The following is a 15,572-nucleotide window of genomic DNA, read 5'->3' as shown; positions in this document are numbered from 1 at the left end:
TCCCGGTCCGAGGCCCGTTAAGACACGAGAGAGACGGTTACGTGGCGCAAAGCGGTTCGCAAGAAGGACCCCTCCTGTCGGGCGTAGCACTGCGCTATGCTTCGGCGCTGTTCGAACTCGCCCGGGAAGCGAATTCGGTGGATGCCGTTGAAAGCGACCTCGGCCGCTTCGATCAGCTGATCCGCGGCAGCGAAGACCTGCAGCGCCTGATCCAGAACCCCGTTTTCACGGCTGAAGAGCAGGCGGGCGCGATTGGAGCCATCCTCGACAAGGCGGGCATTTCCGGCCTTGCCGGCAACTTCATCCGTCTCGTCGCGTCCAAGCGCCGCCTCTTTGCGCTGCCCGACATGATCCGCGCCTACCGGAACCTCGTCTCCGAAGCCAAGGGCATCGTCCAGGCGCAGGTCACTCTGGCGGAAGCGCCGTCCGACACCGTTCTCAATGAAATCAAGGCGGCGCTGCGCGACGTCGCCAAGGCTGACGTCTCCGTCGACGTCAAAATCGACCCGAGCCTCATCGGCGGTCTCATCGTGAAGATGGGGTCCCGCATGGTGGATGCCTCGGTGCGCACCAAACTCAATTCCATTCGTCTAGCGATGAAAGAGGTCCGCTGATGGACATTCGAGCCGCTGAGATCTCCGCGATCCTCAAAGAGCAGATCAAGAACTTCGGTACCGAAGCTGAAGTCACCGAAGTCGGGCAGGTTCTGTCCGTCGGTGACGGTATCGCCCGTTGCTACGGCCTCGACAAGGTTCAGGCCGGTGAGATGGTCGAATTCGAGAGCGGCGTGCGTGGCATGGCCCTCAACCTCGAGACCGACAATGTCGGCGTCGTGGTGTTCGGCTCCGACCGCGAGATCGCCGAAGGCCAGACCGTGAAGCGCACCGGCGCCATCGTGGACGTGCCGGTCGGCAAGGGCCTGCTCGGCCGCGTCGTCGACGCGCTCGGCAACCCCATCGACGGCAAGGGTCCGATCCAGGCCACCGAGCGCCGCCGCGTCGACGTGAAGGCCCCCGGCATCATTCCGCGCAAGTCGGTGCACGAGCCGATGGCGACGGGCCTCAAGTCGATCGACGCCCTGATCCCGGTCGGCCGCGGCCAGCGCGAGCTGATCATCGGTGACCGCCAGACCGGCAAGACCGCGATCGCTCTCGACACGATCCTCAACCAGAAGCCGCTGAACCAGGGCGACGACGAGAGCCAGAAGCTCTATTGCGTCTATGTCGCCATCGGCCAGAAGCGCTCCACGGTGGCTCAGTTCGTGAAGGTTCTCGAAGAGAACGGCGCGCTGGAATATTCCATCATCGTCGCGGCCACCGCGTCCGATCCGGCCCCGATGCAGTTCCTGGCACCCTTCGCCGGCTGCGCCATGGGCGAGTACTTCCGCGACAACGGCATGCATGCCGTGATCACCTATGACGATCTGTCCAAGCAGGCCGTCGCCTACCGTCAGATGTCGCTCCTGCTCCGCCGCCCGCCGGGCCGCGAGGCTTATCCGGGCGACGTGTTCTACCTGCACTCCCGCCTGCTCGAGCGCGCTGCGAAGCTCAACGAGGAGAACGGTTCGGGTTCGCTCACCGCTCTGCCGGTCATCGAGACGCAGGCCAACGACGTGTCGGCCTACATCCCGACCAACGTGATCTCGATCACCGACGGCCAGATCTTCCTCGAGACGGACCTCTTCTACCAGGGCATCCGCCCGGCGGTGAACGTCGGCCTCTCGGTGTCGCGTGTGGGCTCCTCGGCCCAGACGAAGGCGATGAAGAAGGTCGCAGGCAAGATCAAGGGCGAGCTGGCGCAGTACCGCGAGATGGCGGCCTTCGCTCAGTTCGGCTCCGACCTCGATGCCACGACGCAGCGCCTGCTGAACCGTGGCTCGCGCCTGACCGAGCTCCTGAAGCAGCCGCAATTCTCGCCGCTGAAGATGGAAGAGCAGGTCGCCGTGATCTATGCCGGCGTGAACGGCTACCTCGACAGTCTGGCCCTCAACCGGGTGCGCGCCTTCGAGGACGGTCTGCTGTCGGTCCTGCGCGGCAAGCACGCCGATCTCCTCGATGCCATCCGCGCTTCGAAGGACCTGTCGAGCGACTCGGAAGCGAAGCTCAAGGACGTCGTCCAGAACTACGCCAAGTCTTTCTCGTAAAGGTCTTTCTCGTAAAGACTTGCGTTTTCGTAAGATCCAGCCGGTTTTCCGGAGAGGGTAGGGACGCTCGATGCCGAGCTTAAAAGACCTTCGTAACCGCATCGCCTCGGTTAAGGCGACGCAGAAGATCACCAAGGCCATGCAGATGGTGGCCGCCGCGAAGCTGCGCCGCGCGCAGTCCGCGGCGGAAGCCGCGCGCCCTTACGCGGAGCGCATGGCCGTGGTGCTCGGCAACCTCGCGTCCGGCATCACCGTCGGGCCCGACACGCCGCGCCTTCTGGCCGGCACCGGTTCCGACCGCGTTCACCTGCTGGTCGTCTGCACCGCGGAGCGCGGCCTGTGCGGGGCGTTCAACTCGTCGATCGCGCGTCTTGCCCGCGAACATGCCACCCGGCTCCTGGCCGAGGGCAAGACCATCAAGATCATCTGCGTCGGCAAGAAGGGCTACGACATCCTGCGCCGCCAGTTCGCCGAGCAGATCATCGAGCTCATCGACCTGCGCTCCGTGCGTCAGCTCGGATTCGAGCAGGGCGACATGATCGCTCAGAAGATCCTCGCTCGATTCGAGGCGGGCGAGTTCGACGTGGCGACGTTGTTCTACTCGCGCTTCCGCTCGGTGATTGCCCAGATCCCGACGGCGCAGCAGGTCATCCCGGCCCAGATCGAGGCCAGCGCCGGCGCCCCCGACGCGGTCTATGAGTACGAGCCCGAGGAAGGCGAGATCCTCGCGACGCTCCTGCCGCGGAACCTCACCGTGCAGATCTTCCGGGCGCTGCTCGAGAATGCAGCCTCCGAACAGGGCGCCCGCATGAGCGCCATGGACAATGCGACCCGCAACGCGGGCGAGATGATCAAGAAGCAGACGATGACCTATAACCGGTCGCGTCAGGCGATGATCACCAAGGAACTGATCGAAATCATTTCGGGCGCCGAGGCGCTCTGACGAATCCGAGAGGAGCCTCACATGGCTAACACCGCTACTCCCGCCGGCAAGGTCGGTCACATCACCCAGGTCATCGGCGCCGTCGTCGACGTGCGGTTCGACGGCCACCTGCCCGAGATCCTCAATGCTCTCGAGACCACGAACGGCGGCAACCGCCTCGTGCTCGAAGTAGCCCAGCAGCTCGGCGAAAGCACCGTGCGCTGCATCGCCATGGACACCTCCGAAGGCCTCGTCCGCGGCCAGCCCGTCACCGATACCGGCGCACCGATCTCGGTGCCGGTCGGCGACGGAACGCTCGGCCGCATCATGAACGTCATCGGCGAGCCGGTCGATGAAGCCGGCCCGATCCCGGCGCAAGGCGTCCGCGCTATCCACCAGCCTGCTCCGTCTTACGCCGAGCAGGCCACCGAAGCCCAGATCCTCGTCACCGGCATCAAGGTCGTCGACCTGCTCGCTCCCTACGCCAAGGGCGGTAAGATCGGCCTCTTCGGCGGCGCCGGCGTCGGCAAGACCGTGCTCATCATGGAGCTCATCAACAACGTCGCGAAGGCGCACGGCGGCTACTCCGTGTTCGCCGGCGTCGGCGAGCGCACCCGCGAGGGCAACGACCTCTATCACGAGATGATCGAGTCGGGCGTGAACAAGCACGGCGGTGGCGAAGGCTCCAAGTGCGCGCTCGTCTACGGCCAGATGAACGAGCCTCCGGGTGCCCGCGCCCGCGTCGCGCTGACCGGCCTCACCGTCGCCGAGAACTTCCGCGACCAGGGTCAGGACGTGCTGTTCTTCGTGGACAACATCTTCCGCTTCACGCAGGCCGGCTCCGAAGTGTCGGCGCTTCTCGGCCGTATCCCTTCCGCAGTGGGCTATCAGCCGACGCTTGCGACCGACATGGGCATGCTGCAGGAGCGCATCACCACCACCAACAAGGGCTCGATCACCTCGGTGCAGGCGATCTACGTGCCCGCCGACGACCTGACCGATCCGGCTCCGGCCACCTCCTTCGCCCACCTCGACGCCACGACCGTGCTGTCGCGTTCGATCGCCGAGAAGGGCATCTACCCGGCCGTGGACCCGCTCGACTCGACCTCGCGCATGCTCTCCGCCGCGATCCTCGGCGAGGAGCACTACAATGTCGCGCGTTCGGTGCAGCAGATTCTGCAGCGCTACAAGTCGCTTCAGGACATCATCGCGATCCTGGGCATGGACGAGCTCTCCGAAGAGGACAAGCTCACCGTGGCCCGCGCCCGCAAGATCGAGCGCTTCCTGTCGCAGCCCTTCTTCGTGGCCGAAGTCTTCACCGGTTCGCCGGGCAAGCTCGTCGCTCTCGAAGACACCATCAAGGGCTTCAAGGGTCTCGTGGAAGGCAAGTACGATCACCTTCCCGAAGCTGCCTTCTACATGGTCGGCAGCATCGAGGAAGCCGTCGAGAAGGCCCAGCGCCTCGCAGCCGAAGCGGCTTAAGTTAAATTAAGCAGCATCCCGGAGCCGTGCCTGCACGCTCCGGGATGCTCTTGTCCAAGCGTATCTCCCAAACGATTCCCGATCATCGGTCGGGATGACGAGGAGCTCAGATGGCTACCTTCAACTTCGAACTCGTCTCTCCCGAGCGGGTGCTGTTCTCCGGCGAGGTCGACGCCGTCGTGCTGCCGGCGACCGAGGGCGACATGACGGTTCTGGCCGGCCATTCGCCGGTGATGACCACCCTCAAGACCGGGTTCCTCGTGGTCACCAGCACGCCCGGCAATGGGCGCCGCGTCCTCGTACGCGGTGGCTTCGCCGACGTGAACCAGAACGGCCTTACGGTCCTCGCCGAGCGCGCTCTTCCGGAAGAGGAGCTGACTCAGGATATCCTCGACCAGGAGATCCTGACAGCGGAAATGCACTACGACGCCACCAACGAACCGGCAGCCAAGCATGCAGCTGAATCGGCCATCGCACAGCTGCGCGAAGCCAAGGCGGCGCTGAACTTCTAAGCTGAAACAACCCGGCCCCGAGCCGGGTTTTTCATTTCATGGACCAGACCGCGCCGCTCATCCTCACACTGACATTCGACGAGCGAGCCTTCGCCTTCTTCGAAGAGAGAAGACGGCGCTACTTTCCTTCCAAGTCCAATTTCATCCCCGCGCATCTCACGCTGTTCCATGCTCTGCCGGGTGAGCATCTTCCAATCATTCAGCATGACATCGAGACGTGGGTTCCAGGCCAGAAACCCTTCATTCTTGATGTGACAGGTCTGCGCTCTCTCGGGCGCGGCGTTGCATATATGCTTGAATCGGCGGAATTGGCACAGCTGCGCCGACATCTTGCCCTGCAATGGATTGACTGGCTCAAGCCGCAGGACCGGCAGAACCATGATCCGCATGTGACGGTGCAGAACAAGGTCGATCCGACTCAGGCCAGGGCTCTCCTGGAAGAACTGAGCGACAGGTTCAAGTCGTTTCAGGTTAAGGCCGTTGGGCTCGAGTTGTGGTGGTATCGCGGTGGGCCGTGGGAGAAAGTGAGGCGTTTTCACTTTGGTTCGTGAAGTCACCCGCAACGTCATGGCCGTGCTTGTCACGGCCATCCACGTCTTTTCTAGGTGCGTCTAAAGACGTGGATCCCCGGAACAAGTCCGGGAATGACGAGAGAAAACCAAGGATGCGGTGAGAGGATCTACTCCCCCATCGCAATCAGGTTCGCATTGCCGCCAGCGGCCGCCGTGTTGATCGTCACTGTCTGTTCCGTCGCAAAGCGCAGGAGGTAGTGTGGGCCGCCGGCTTTCGGGCCAGTGCCCGACAGACCGTGACCGCCGAAGGGCTGCACCCCGACAACCGCGCCAATCATGTTGCGGTTCACATAGACGTTGCCCACTGACAGAGCCTGCACGACGCGTTCGACGGTGGCGTCGATGCGCGAGTGGACACCGAGCGTGAGACCATAGCCAGTACCTTCGATGGCTTGAATCACCTCTCCAAGACGACCCGCCTTGTAGCGCACCACATGCAGCACCGGGCCGAACACCTCCTGCGCGAGATCGTGCGGCTTGCTGAGTTCGAAGATCTGTGGCGCGACATAGGTGCCATTCGCTGGCGCGGTGCCCGCATAATGCACCTTGGCGGAGCGCTTCATCGCCTCGATATGCGCGTCGAGCTTGTTCTTCGCCTCGCGGTCGATCACCGGCCCCACATGGGTCGAGATCTCGCGCGGATCGGCGATCCTCAGTTCCTGCGCATTGCCCGCGATCATCTCGATCATGCGGTCGGCCACATCGTCCTGGACACAGAGCAGGCGAAGCGCGGAGCAGCGCTGGCCGGCGGAGCGGAAGGCGGACATCACCACGTCGTCGGCCACTTGCTCAGGAAGAGCGGTGGCGTCGACGATCATGGCGTTGATGCCGCCGGTCTCTGCGATCAGCGGCACGATGGCGGCATCCTTGTTCGCGAGCGTGCGGTTGATGATACGGGCCACTTCCGTCGAGCCGGTGAAGACCACGCCCGCGACGTCCTTGTGCTCGACGAGACGCGCGCCGACGCGTCCGTCGCCCGGCACGAGATGGAGCGCCGTCTTCGGCACACCGGCTTCATGCAGGATGCGCACGGCAAAATCGGCGATCAGCGGCGTCTGCTCGGCGGGCTTGGCGACGACGGCGTTGCCCACCATCAGCGCAGCGCTGACCTGGCCGAGAAAGATCGCGAGCGGGAAGTTCCAGGGCGAGATCGCAACGAACACGCCGCGGCCGCGCAGGCGCAGCACATTGCTCTCGCCCGTCGGCCCCGGCATCGCCTCGCCCGCTCCGAAGAGAGTGCGACCCTGGACGGCGTAGTAGCGCAGGAAATCGACCGCCTCGCGCACCTCGGAGAGTGCGTCGTCGAGGGTCTTTCCAGCTTCGACCTGCAAAAGGTGAAGCAGCGCGCCGCGCCGCTCTTCCAATAGATTGGCTGCGCGCTGCAGAGCCTTAGCGCGGGTCTTTGCATCCTCGCGGCTCCATTTTGCGAAGCCGGCCTGCGCCGCAATCATCGCGCGGTCGGCCACATCGGGCGAGGTTTCCGTCACCTGACCCGCGACGGTACTGCCGTCGATGGGGCTGACGAGCGGGCGCGATGCGCCGGAGGCCGCCTTGCCGTCGATCAGCGGCTCGGCCTTGAAGCTCTGCTGCCCACCCTTCTTGATCTCCGCCAACAGCGCATCGAGCGAGGCCTGATGGCCGAACTCCACGCCCTTCGAATTGGCGCGCTCCGGGCCGTAGAGGTCACGCGGCAGGGGCAGCTTGGAATGACGTGCCCGGTCGGCGGACACGATGATGTCGGCTGGACGCTTCAACAGCGACTGGATTGGAACGTCGGTGTCGGCCGCGACTGAGACGAAGGAGGAATTGGCGCCGTTTTCCAGCAGGCGTCGCACGAGATAGGCCAGGAGATCGCGATGACCGCCCACCGGCGCATAGGCGCGGCAGGCGAGGCCCGGGTTATCCTCCAGGAGCCGCGCATAGAGCGCTTCGCCCATGCCGTGCAGGCGCTGGAACTCGTAGCCCTCCGTTCCGCCGGCGCGCTCGATGATGGACGCGACGGTGAGCGCATTGTGCGTGGCGAATTGCGGGTAGATGCGCGGGCGTAAGGACAGCATCTTCTCGGCGCAGGCCATGTAATGCAGGTCCGTCATCGCCTTGCGGGTGAAGACCGGGTAATCGTCGAGCCCGCGCTCCTGGGCGCGCTTCACCTCCGTGTCCCAGTAGGCGCCCTTCACCAGGCGCACCATGAGCTGGCGGTCATAGCGCTCGGCCATGGCGGCGATCGCATCGATCACCGAACCGGCACGCTTCTGGTAAGCCTGGATGGCAAGTCCAAAGCCCTTCCAGTCGGCGAGCGACGGATCGGCGAGCACGGCCTCGATCACCTCGAGCGAGAGTTCGAGCCGGTCTGCTTCTTCCGCGTCGATGGTGAAGTTGAGATCGTAGGACTTCGCCTTTTGCGCTAGCTCGATCGTGAGCGGCACCAGCTCGCGCATGACACGCTCGCGGCTCGTGGCCTCATAGCGCGGATGGAGAGCCGAGAGCTTCACTGAGATGCCGGGACGATTCGGCAGCGGCTCGTTGCCGGCGGAACGGCCGATGGCATCGATGGCGGAGGCATAAGATTCGAAATAGCGGCGGGCGTCCTCGGCGGTGCGGGCGCCTTCTCCCAACATGTCGAAGGAATAGCGGTAGACGCGGCCTTTCGATGAGCTGGCGCGCTTGAGCGCCTCCTCGATGGTCTGGCCGAGCACGAAATGGTTGCCCATCACCCGCATGGCTTGGCGGGTTGCTGTCCGTACTGCGGGCAGGCCGAGGCGCTTGGTGAGCTGGCCCAGGATGCTTTCCGGCGTCTCGCCGGGCTGGATGATGCGGGCAGTGATGCCAAGCGCCCACGCCGAGGCCGAGACGAGGAAGGCATCGGACTTCGCCTCGTGACCGGCGAAATCGGCCTGACCCAGCTTGTCCTCGATCAGCCGGTCGGCGGTGGCGGCATCGGGCACCCGCAGCAGGGCCTCGGCGAGAACCATCAGGGCAAGTCCCTCCTTGGTGGAGAGCGCATATTCCCGCAGCATCTCCTCGACACCGCCGAGGCCGCCGCCCTTGGCGCGGATCGCCTCGATCAGGCGGGCGGCCTGCTCGTCGACGCGTTTCTCCCGCTCAGACGAGAGCCGCGCGCCGGCAAGGAGCCGGGCCGCAAGGGCCTTGTCGTCTTCGGCATAGGGCGGGTTGAAGGGCAGGGCGGTGCTGGCAGCAGAGCTCATCGGAAAATCCTCTGGATGTTTCCGGAAATATATGAGGCCGGCGGGCGTGTTTCGATGGCAAAATCGGCGATGCTGCCGTAGAAACAGCGGAGAAAGTGTAAAAGAGCCGTGATAATGACGGATTTGGACCGGATCGATCGCAAGATTCTCAAAGCTCTCCAGGCCGATGGCCGCATCGCCACGGTCGAGCTTGCAGAAAAGGTAGGATTGTCGCCGACCTCCACCGGCGAGCGGGTCAAGCGCCTGCAGCGGGAGGGGGTGATTGCCGGCTACGGCGCGAGGCTCGATCCGCACCGGCTCGGGCTTGGGCTTCTGGTCTTCGTGGAGGTCTCCCTCGACAAGACGACGGCGGACGTCTTCGAGAAATTTGCCGCTGCCGTAAAGCGCGCTCCAGAGGTTCTCGAATGCCACATGGTGGCGGGCGGGTTCGATTATCTGGTCAAGACCCGCGTGGCCGACATGGCCGCCTATCGGCATTTTCTTGGGGAGATCCTTCTCGCGCTTCCGGGCGTGAAGGAGACGCGCACCTATGCGGTGATGGAAGAAGTGAAAAGCGACGGCATGCTGCCGGTGTGACTGCCGCATGACGTCATGGCCGGGCTTGTCCCGGCCATCTCGATAAGAAGGGCGCGCACCTTTCCAAACGAGATCACCGGCACAAGGCCGGTGATGACGAATGAGGTGATTTAACCGGTAACGGTCTCTTCCTCGTTCTTCGTCTTCCAGAGCGAGTAGACGACACCGCCTGCGATCAGGGCGAGAGTCACCCCGAGCGAGATGGTGGGATCGAGCTTGCCCACGAGCTGGTTCCAGAAGATCTTGCCGCCGATGAAGACGAGCACCAGAGCCAGGGCGTATTTCAGGTAGTGGAACCGATGCACCATGGCGGCCAGCGCGAAGTAGAGCGCCCGCAGGCCCAGGATCGCCATGATGTTGGCGGTGTAGACCACGAAGGTGTCCGTGGTGATGGCGAAGATCGCCGGCACCGAATCCACCGCGAAGATCAGGTCCGCGACATTGATCACCACAAGGGCCAGGAAGAGCGGCGTCGCCCAGGTGACGATCCTGCCCGTTTTCGGATCGGGCTCCCGCACGAAGAAGTGCTGATCGTGCAGGCGGTTCGTCACCCGCATGTGGTTGCGCAGGAAGCGGACGAGCGGGTTCTTCTCGATGTCGGGATCGCTCTCGGGCACGACCAGCATCTTGATGCCCGTCGCGATGAGGAAGGCGCCGAAGACATAGAGCATCCACGCGTATTCCTGTACCAGCGCGGCGCCCAATGCGATCATGATGCCGCGCAGAACGATGACGCCGATGATACCCCACACGAGGGCGCGGTACTGGTATTTCCGAGGAATCGCGAAGTAGCTGAAGATCAGCGAGATCACGAAGACATTGTCGATCGACAGGGACTTCTCGATGAAGAAGCCTGTGAAATACGAGATGCCCGCGTGCGTGCCGTCTTCGGTCACCAGCAGGCCGGTCTCGAAGGACCACCAGATATAGGCACCGAAGGCGGCTGCGATGCCGATGTAGAAAGCAGATAGCAGGAGACTCTCCTTCACGCCGAGTTCTTTGTCCTTTCTGTTCAGGACACCGAGATCGAAAGCGAGGAGAAAAACGACAAGGCTCAGGAAAGCCGTCCACATCCAGACGGGCTTTCCCAGCCATTCCATGAGCAGGAATTCTGGCATAACCGGACCTATGATTGCTTCTGTTCAAGCATCGGCGCCGACATCACAGCCGCATACTGCATCCTGCCAGAGGGGCCCGGTTGCCGATGGGTCTCAACGTGGGAAGCTCTCTCGTGCCCGTCAAGGGTCCGGAACTTAAGAATTTCTGCTCAATTTTACGTCATGTGCCGGTTCTGGAGGCGGGGTTGCCCGGGCAAGAGACTTGACCCGGAGAGCCGATCTGATTGCATGGTCAAGAACAGGACAGATGGTGAAAAAGAGCGCCACGAGGCCACAGACCATAAAAACAGAGGTGACGGTGATGTTTGCGGATCGTTCGACGAAGGCGAAGTGGGTCAAGGGGATGCTGGCCGGAGCGGCCGTGCTTCTCGGGTCCGCTGCGGCTCAGGCTCAAACACCCGTGCGGTTCTCCCTGGACTGGCGCTGGGAAGGCCCGGCGGCCCCCTTCGCCGTTGCCATCGACAAGGGCTACTTCAAGGCAGAGGGATTGGACGTCACGATCGATCCGGCCGCAGGCTCCCGCGAGCCGATTTCCCGCGTCGCCTCGGGCACCTATGACGTGGGCTTCGGCGACGTGAACTCCCTCGTGCGCTTCCGTGACGAGAATCCCGGTACCGACATCAAGGCCGTGATGGTCATCTATGACCGTCCGCCCTTCGCCATCATTGGGCGCAAGAGCCGCGGCATCACCAAGGAGGTGTCGAGTCTCCAGGGCAGGAAGTTCGGCGCGCCTGCCGCCGACGGCGCCTATGCGCAATGGCCGATCTTCAAGGCCGTCAACAAGATCGACGATTCCACCATGAAGTTCGAGAACGTGGGCTTCCCGGTCCGCGAGCCCATGCTGGCTCAGGGAGAAGTCGATGCGGTGTTCGGCTTCTCGATGTCTTCCTACATCAACCTGAAGTCCCGCGGCGTGCCGGCGGACGATATCGTCGTGATGCTCATGAGCGATTACGGCGTCGATCTCTACGGCAACACCATCATCGTCTCGCAGAAGTTCGCCCAGGAGAAGCCGGAGGCCGTGAAGGGGCTTCTGCGCGCCATCATGAAGGGCGTGCAGGATACGGTGAAGGATCCGTCGAGCGCAGTGGATTCGGTGATCAAGCGCAACGACGTCGCCAAGAAGGACGTGGAACTCGAGCGCCTCAAGATGGTGCTGGAGCAGAACATGATCACCCCGTGGGTGAAGGAGAACGGTTTTGGCGGCATCGACAAGGTTCGCTTCGCCAAAGCCCTCGACCAGATCGGCCTCACCTTCACCTACAAGACAAAGCCGGAGGTAGACGCCGTGTTCACGGAGCAGTTCCTCCCCGCCGCCGACCAGCGCAAGGTGAACTGATCGTTCGAGCCCGGCTGTGACAGCAGCCGGGCTTTTCTTTTGACCCGACGGCATTGTTTCATGAAACCCTTTGTCGACATTCACGACGTCACCCATGTCTATGCGCGGGCCGAGGATGGCTTGCCTGCCGTCAGAAACCTGAACCTCAAGGTGAACGAGGGCGAGTTCGCCGCCATCGTCGGCCCCTCGGGCTGCGGAAAATCCACTTTGATGAAGCTTGCCACCGGTTTGCAGTTTCCCCGTGAAGGCACCGTTATCGTCGACGGCAAGCAAGTTGGGGCACCGGTGAAACTTGCCGGCATGGCTTTCCAGAACCCGACCATGCTGCCCTGGCGCACGACACTCGACAACATCCTCCTGCCGCTCGAAATCGTGGAGCCGCACCGCTCACGCCTGCGTCGTCACAAGGCGGAATATGTGGCCAAGGCGGAGAGCCTGCTGGAGCAGGTCGGCCTGAAGGGGCAGGGGCACAAGTTTCCCTGGCAACTCTCGGGCGGCATGCAGCAACGCGCCTCGCTCTGCCGTGCATTGATCCATGAGCCGAAACTCCTGATGCTCGACGAGCCCTTCGGCGCGCTCGACAGCTTCACCCGCGAGGAGTTGTGGTGCGTAATGCGCGATCTGCATGCGGCGCAGAAGGTCACGATCATTCTGGTCACCCACGATCTGCGCGAGGCCGCGTTCCTGTCGGATCGAATCTTCTGCATGAGCGCGCGTCCGGGCCGCATCGTTGCCGAGCGGGAAGTCGAATTCCCGCGGCCGCGCGATCTCGAGATCACCTACACGCCGGAATTCTCCGCTCTCGTCCACGAATTGCGCGGTCACATCGCGCAGGCGCGCCAAGCGGCATGAGAAACCCATGAAAACCAAGAACCAGCTCGCTCTTGCTCCATGGGTCTTCACCATCGGCTTTTTCGTCCTGTGGGAAATCCTCTGCCATGTTCTGAGGATCTCGAGCTTCATCCTGCCGGCGCCTTCCACAATCCTGTTCGCCGTGTGGGAGTACCGGAATCAGCTTGCCTACCACGCCATGCACACCCTCTGGATGACGCTGGCCGGCTTCGGCCTTGCGGTCGGGTTCGGGCTGCTGCTCGGGATGCTGCTCGGTTCCTCGCGGCTCATCAATGCCGGCACCTATCCGCTGCTCGTGGGCTTCAACTCGATCCCGAAAGTGGCCGTGGTTCCGATTCTCGTGTTCTGGTTCGGCGTCGGCTGGGTGCCGCCGGTGATGACGGCCTTCCTGATCTCGTTCTTCCCCATCGTGGTGAACGTCGCCACCGGCATCTCCACGGTGGAACCGGAAATGGAGGACGTGCTGCGGGCGCTCGGCGCCTCGAAGCGCGACATCGTGTTCAAGGTCGGTGTGCCGCGCGCGATGCCGTATTTCTTCGGCTCGCTCAAAGTCGCGATCACGCTGGCTTATGTGGGTTCCGTGATCGGCGAACAGAATGCGTCCAACGTGGGCATCGGTAACCTGCTCACCCGCGCCTCCGCGGCCTTCGAAGTACCTCTTGTCTGGGCGGCCCTCCTGGTGCTCGCGGTGCTCGGCGTCATCATGTACGTGATCACGGCCTATGTGGAGCGCTCCATGACCGGCTGGGCGCAGCGCTCGCAGATGGCGGCTTAACGCCTCAACGACAGCGGATTATCGGAGAGCGCTGCCGCATCGGGCTGATCGACAGCGGGGCGTCCGAGGAAGGCGTTCCAGAGCTTTTCCACTGTCTCGCGTTCGAGATCATCGACGATGAACACGATGCGGCTGCGGCGATCCTCGCTCGGCCAGCGCGGCAGCACTGCGGGAACGTGGATCACATGCTGCACGCCGTGGATCACGACCGGATGCTCTGGGTCTTCGGCCAGAGCCACGAGTCCTTTCACGCGCAAAAGTTTCGCTCCTTGAGAAGAGCGCAGAAGGTCGAGGAACATGTCGAGCGTTCCCTGGCGGATCGGCTCGTCGCTGGTGAGACAGAAGGCACGGATCTTCTCGTCGTGCCGGTTCACATCGTGATGATGGTGATGATCGTGGCCGTGATGGTGATGATGGTGCCCATGCTGATGAGCATGGCTCTCGCGCTCCGCCTCCTCGACAGCCTCCGTTTTCAGCCATGCGGCGACGTCGGCGATCTTGCCGTCGAGACCGAAGAGACCGCCCGAGATGACCGCCTCGGCCGGTGCATCCGTCTCCAGAAGAGCCGCGCCGGGATTGAGCTGGTGCAATCGCTCGCGCAGCAGGGTGAGGCTGTCCCAATCCTGAACGAGATCGGTCTTGGTGATGACGATCCGCTCGGCCACGGCCGCCTGCTTCACGGCTTCGCGATGCGCATCCAGGGTGGCCGTGCCATTCACCGCATCGACCACCGTCACCACGCCTTCGACCGCGTAACGCATCGACAGATAGGGATGGTAGAGTACGGCGTGGAGGATCGGTGCCGGATCGGCGAGGCCCGTGGTCTCGATGATCACGCGCTTGAACGGCAGGATGCGGTCGTTATCGCGCTTGCGCAGCAAATCCTCGAGCGTCGCGATGAGGTCTCCGCGCACGGTGCAGCAGAGACAGCCGGCGGAGAGCAGCACCATGCCCTCGTCAATGGTCTCCACCAGCAGGTGATCGAGGCCGATCTCGCCGAACTCGTTCATGATGACCACTGTGTCCTGCAGCGCTGGATCCTTCAGGAGCCGGTTGAGCAGGGTGGTTTTGCCCGACCCCAGGAAGCCGGTGAGGATGGTGAGCGGGATCGGGGCAGGGGGAGTCATGGTTGTCATCGGGTCAATCCGCAATCGGCACCAGGGGCGCATCCTTCAGGCGGCGCTGTTCCAACAGAACGTTGGCAATGATAGCCGCCAGCACAAGAGCCCCGCCCGCGATTTGCAGTGGGACGAGCGTTTCGTTCAGGATGACGGCTGATGCAACGGCAGCCACCACGGGCTCTGTGCAGTAGATGATACCGGCCGCAACTGCGGTGATGCGTCCGAGCGCCAGGAGCTGCAGCACGAAACCGAATACGTAGCCGCCGATCGTCATGGCGACCGCGAAGGGCGCGATGGCGAGCGCGGAGGGTGGTGCGAGCTGGCCCGCGGCCAGGCTGATGAGCGCGGCGGTCGGCAGCACGATCAGGTGGATCCAGAAGGTCTTGGCCATGACGCCGGTCTTGCGGCACCGCGCGGCAGCAAAGAACTGGATCGCGGTGGCGATGCTCGCGCCGAAGGCGAGGGCCAGGCCACGCCAGTCGAGATCGCCGAAAACCGGTCCGACGACGAGGGCAACGCCGAGTGTTGCCGTTGCCACCACACCAAGCAGAGCTGGCGTGAGTCTCGTTCCCTCCACGAAGGGGCTCGCGAGCACGATGAGACTAGGAAAGGTGTAGAACACCACCGCCGCCACCGTGACTGGAATGAAAGCCACCGACGAGAGATAACAGATGCCCACGAAGGCGGTGGAGATCCCGAGGAGAAGCAGCGTGCCCCGCTCCACCCGGGCCGCCCTCAGGGAACTTCTCGTGACGGCGGCGACGATGCCGACCAGCACCAGCATCAAGAAGACACGGTAGACCACGATGGCCGAGCCATTGGCTCCCGCAAAGGAAGCCATGCGGGCATAGACGATATTGAAACCGTAGAGGCTGGCTGAGACGAGGGCGAAGAGCAGACCGTCGGCGGGGGAGGAGGTGCGATTCATTGCAAGGTTCGGCTATGAGGCGGAAC

At 63.3% G+C, this 15,572-nt stretch carries 14 protein-coding genes; 10 read left to right on the top strand and 4 right to left on the bottom strand.

The genetic code is table 11. The features are described from left to right. Positions 1 to 41: 41 nt before the first annotated feature. The 6 genes from ACS5Q1_RS05940 (at position 42) to ACS5Q1_RS05915 (ending at position 5,610) form a co-directional block, all read left to right on the top strand. A complete protein-coding gene (locus ACS5Q1_RS05940; RefSeq protein WP_473097309.1) occupies positions 42 to 614 on the top strand; it encodes a F0F1 ATP synthase subunit delta in 573 nt (190 codons plus the stop codon). Next, a complete protein-coding gene (atpA, locus tag ACS5Q1_RS05935) occupies positions 614 to 2,143 on the top strand; it encodes a F0F1 ATP synthase subunit alpha (protein ID WP_203442074.1) in 1,530 nt (509 codons plus the stop codon). Before ACS5Q1_RS05940 ends, atpA begins: the two co-directional genes overlap by 1 nt. A gap of 70 nt (positions 2,144 to 2,213) precedes the next feature. Beyond that, on the top strand, positions 2,214 to 3,086 hold the full coding sequence (locus ACS5Q1_RS05930) for a F0F1 ATP synthase subunit gamma (RefSeq protein ID WP_473097308.1): 873 nt from the start codon (positions 2,214 to 2,216) through the stop codon (positions 3,084 to 3,086). Between the two features lie 21 nt (positions 3,087 to 3,107). Continuing rightward, positions 3,108 to 4,547: a F0F1 ATP synthase subunit beta gene (atpD, locus tag ACS5Q1_RS05925; RefSeq protein WP_473097307.1), complete on the top strand. Its 1,440-nt coding sequence runs from the start codon at positions 3,108 to 3,110 to the stop codon at positions 4,545 to 4,547. A gap of 110 nt (positions 4,548 to 4,657) precedes the next feature. Next, positions 4,658 to 5,059, top strand: coding sequence for a F0F1 ATP synthase subunit epsilon (locus tag ACS5Q1_RS05920; RefSeq protein WP_203442078.1), 402 nt, complete (start codon positions 4,658 to 4,660; stop codon positions 5,057 to 5,059). 38 nt (positions 5,060 to 5,097) lie between these two features. Further along, the gene (locus tag ACS5Q1_RS05915) at positions 5,098 to 5,610 is read left to right on the top strand and encodes a 2'-5' RNA ligase family protein (RefSeq protein ID WP_203442080.1); all 513 of its coding nucleotides are present in this window, start codon (positions 5,098 to 5,100) and stop codon (positions 5,608 to 5,610) included. A 128-nt stretch (positions 5,611 to 5,738) separates the two neighbouring features. On the opposite strand, the gene putA is transcribed toward ACS5Q1_RS05915, so the two are convergent. Beyond that, positions 5,739 to 8,837, bottom strand: coding sequence for a bifunctional proline dehydrogenase/L-glutamate gamma-semialdehyde dehydrogenase PutA (putA, locus tag ACS5Q1_RS05910; RefSeq protein WP_473097306.1), 3,099 nt, complete (start codon positions 8,835 to 8,837; stop codon positions 5,739 to 5,741). Between the two features lie 114 nt (positions 8,838 to 8,951). Here putA and ACS5Q1_RS05905 point away from each other — a divergent pair, with 114 nt between their 5' ends. After that, complete coding sequence (locus ACS5Q1_RS05905; RefSeq protein ID WP_201839525.1) at positions 8,952 to 9,413, top strand: Lrp/AsnC ligand binding domain-containing protein; 462 nt, start codon at positions 8,952 to 8,954, stop codon at positions 9,411 to 9,413. A gap of 110 nt (positions 9,414 to 9,523) precedes the next feature. Here the strand turns inward: ACS5Q1_RS05905 and ACS5Q1_RS05900 are convergent, their stop codons facing one another. Then, positions 9,524 to 10,531 (bottom strand): TerC family protein, encoded by a 1,008-nt coding sequence (locus ACS5Q1_RS05900; protein ID WP_203442082.1) that lies wholly within the window; start codon positions 10,529 to 10,531, stop codon positions 9,524 to 9,526. Positions 10,532 to 10,832: 301 nt separating this feature from the next. On the opposite strand from ACS5Q1_RS05900, the gene ACS5Q1_RS05895 reads away from it, so the two are divergent. From ACS5Q1_RS05895 to ACS5Q1_RS05885, 3 genes are read left to right on the top strand one after another with little or no spacing between them, the layout of a single operon-like run. Continuing rightward, positions 10,833 to 11,870 (top strand): ABC transporter substrate-binding protein, encoded by a 1,038-nt coding sequence (locus ACS5Q1_RS05895; protein WP_473097305.1) that lies wholly within the window; start codon positions 10,833 to 10,835, stop codon positions 11,868 to 11,870. 60 nt (positions 11,871 to 11,930) lie between these two features. After that, the gene (locus ACS5Q1_RS05890) at positions 11,931 to 12,722 is read left to right on the top strand and encodes an ABC transporter ATP-binding protein (protein WP_473097304.1); all 792 of its coding nucleotides are present in this window, start codon (positions 11,931 to 11,933) and stop codon (positions 12,720 to 12,722) included. 7 nt (positions 12,723 to 12,729) lie between these two features. Next, complete coding sequence (locus tag ACS5Q1_RS05885) at positions 12,730 to 13,497, top strand: ABC transporter permease (RefSeq protein WP_473097303.1); 768 nt, start codon at positions 12,730 to 12,732, stop codon at positions 13,495 to 13,497. Here the strand turns inward: ACS5Q1_RS05885 and ACS5Q1_RS05880 are convergent. Continuing rightward, complete coding sequence (locus ACS5Q1_RS05880) at positions 13,494 to 14,633, bottom strand: CobW family GTP-binding protein (RefSeq protein ID WP_473097302.1); 1,140 nt, start codon at positions 14,631 to 14,633, stop codon at positions 13,494 to 13,496. The genes ACS5Q1_RS05885 and ACS5Q1_RS05880 overlap by 4 nt on opposite strands. 4 nt (positions 14,634 to 14,637) lie before the next feature. Beyond that, positions 14,638 to 15,546, bottom strand: coding sequence for a DMT family transporter (locus ACS5Q1_RS05875; RefSeq protein ID WP_473097301.1), 909 nt, complete (start codon positions 15,544 to 15,546; stop codon positions 14,638 to 14,640). Between the last annotated feature and the right edge of the window lie 26 nt (positions 15,547 to 15,572).

This window comes from Microvirga sp. GN3 (assembly GCF_055792825.1).
The sequence above is the reverse complement of the archived record's forward strand: the minus strand, read 5'-3'. Positions and strand labels throughout refer to the sequence as shown.

Coding starts and splice junctions, on each gene's coding strand:
- ACS5Q1_RS05875 (WP_473097301.1), bottom strand. CDS start 15,546: ATGAATCGCACCTCCTCCCCCGCCGACGGTCTGCTCTTCGCCCTCGTC.
- ACS5Q1_RS05930 (WP_473097308.1), top strand. CDS start 2,214: ATGCCGAGCTTAAAAGACCTTCGTAACCGCATCGCCTCGGTTAAGGCG.
- ACS5Q1_RS05895 (WP_473097305.1), top strand. CDS start 10,833: ATGTTTGCGGATCGTTCGACGAAGGCGAAGTGGGTCAAGGGGATGCTG.
- ACS5Q1_RS05890 (WP_473097304.1), top strand. CDS start 11,931: ATGAAACCCTTTGTCGACATTCACGACGTCACCCATGTCTATGCGCGG.
- ACS5Q1_RS05920 (WP_203442078.1), top strand. CDS start 4,658: ATGGCTACCTTCAACTTCGAACTCGTCTCTCCCGAGCGGGTGCTGTTC.
- ACS5Q1_RS05905 (WP_201839525.1), top strand. CDS start 8,952: ATGACGGATTTGGACCGGATCGATCGCAAGATTCTCAAAGCTCTCCAG.
- putA (WP_473097306.1), bottom strand. CDS start 8,837: ATGAGCTCTGCTGCCAGCACCGCCCTGCCCTTCAACCCGCCCTATGCC.
- atpD (WP_473097307.1), top strand. CDS start 3,108: ATGGCTAACACCGCTACTCCCGCCGGCAAGGTCGGTCACATCACCCAG.
- ACS5Q1_RS05885 (WP_473097303.1), top strand. CDS start 12,730: ATGAAAACCAAGAACCAGCTCGCTCTTGCTCCATGGGTCTTCACCATC.
- ACS5Q1_RS05915 (WP_203442080.1), top strand. CDS start 5,098: ATGGACCAGACCGCGCCGCTCATCCTCACACTGACATTCGACGAGCGA.
- ACS5Q1_RS05880 (WP_473097302.1), bottom strand. CDS start 14,633: ATGACAACCATGACTCCCCCTGCCCCGATCCCGCTCACCATCCTCACC.
- atpA (WP_203442074.1), top strand. CDS start 614: ATGGACATTCGAGCCGCTGAGATCTCCGCGATCCTCAAAGAGCAGATC.
- ACS5Q1_RS05900 (WP_203442082.1), bottom strand. CDS start 10,531: ATGCCAGAATTCCTGCTCATGGAATGGCTGGGAAAGCCCGTCTGGATG.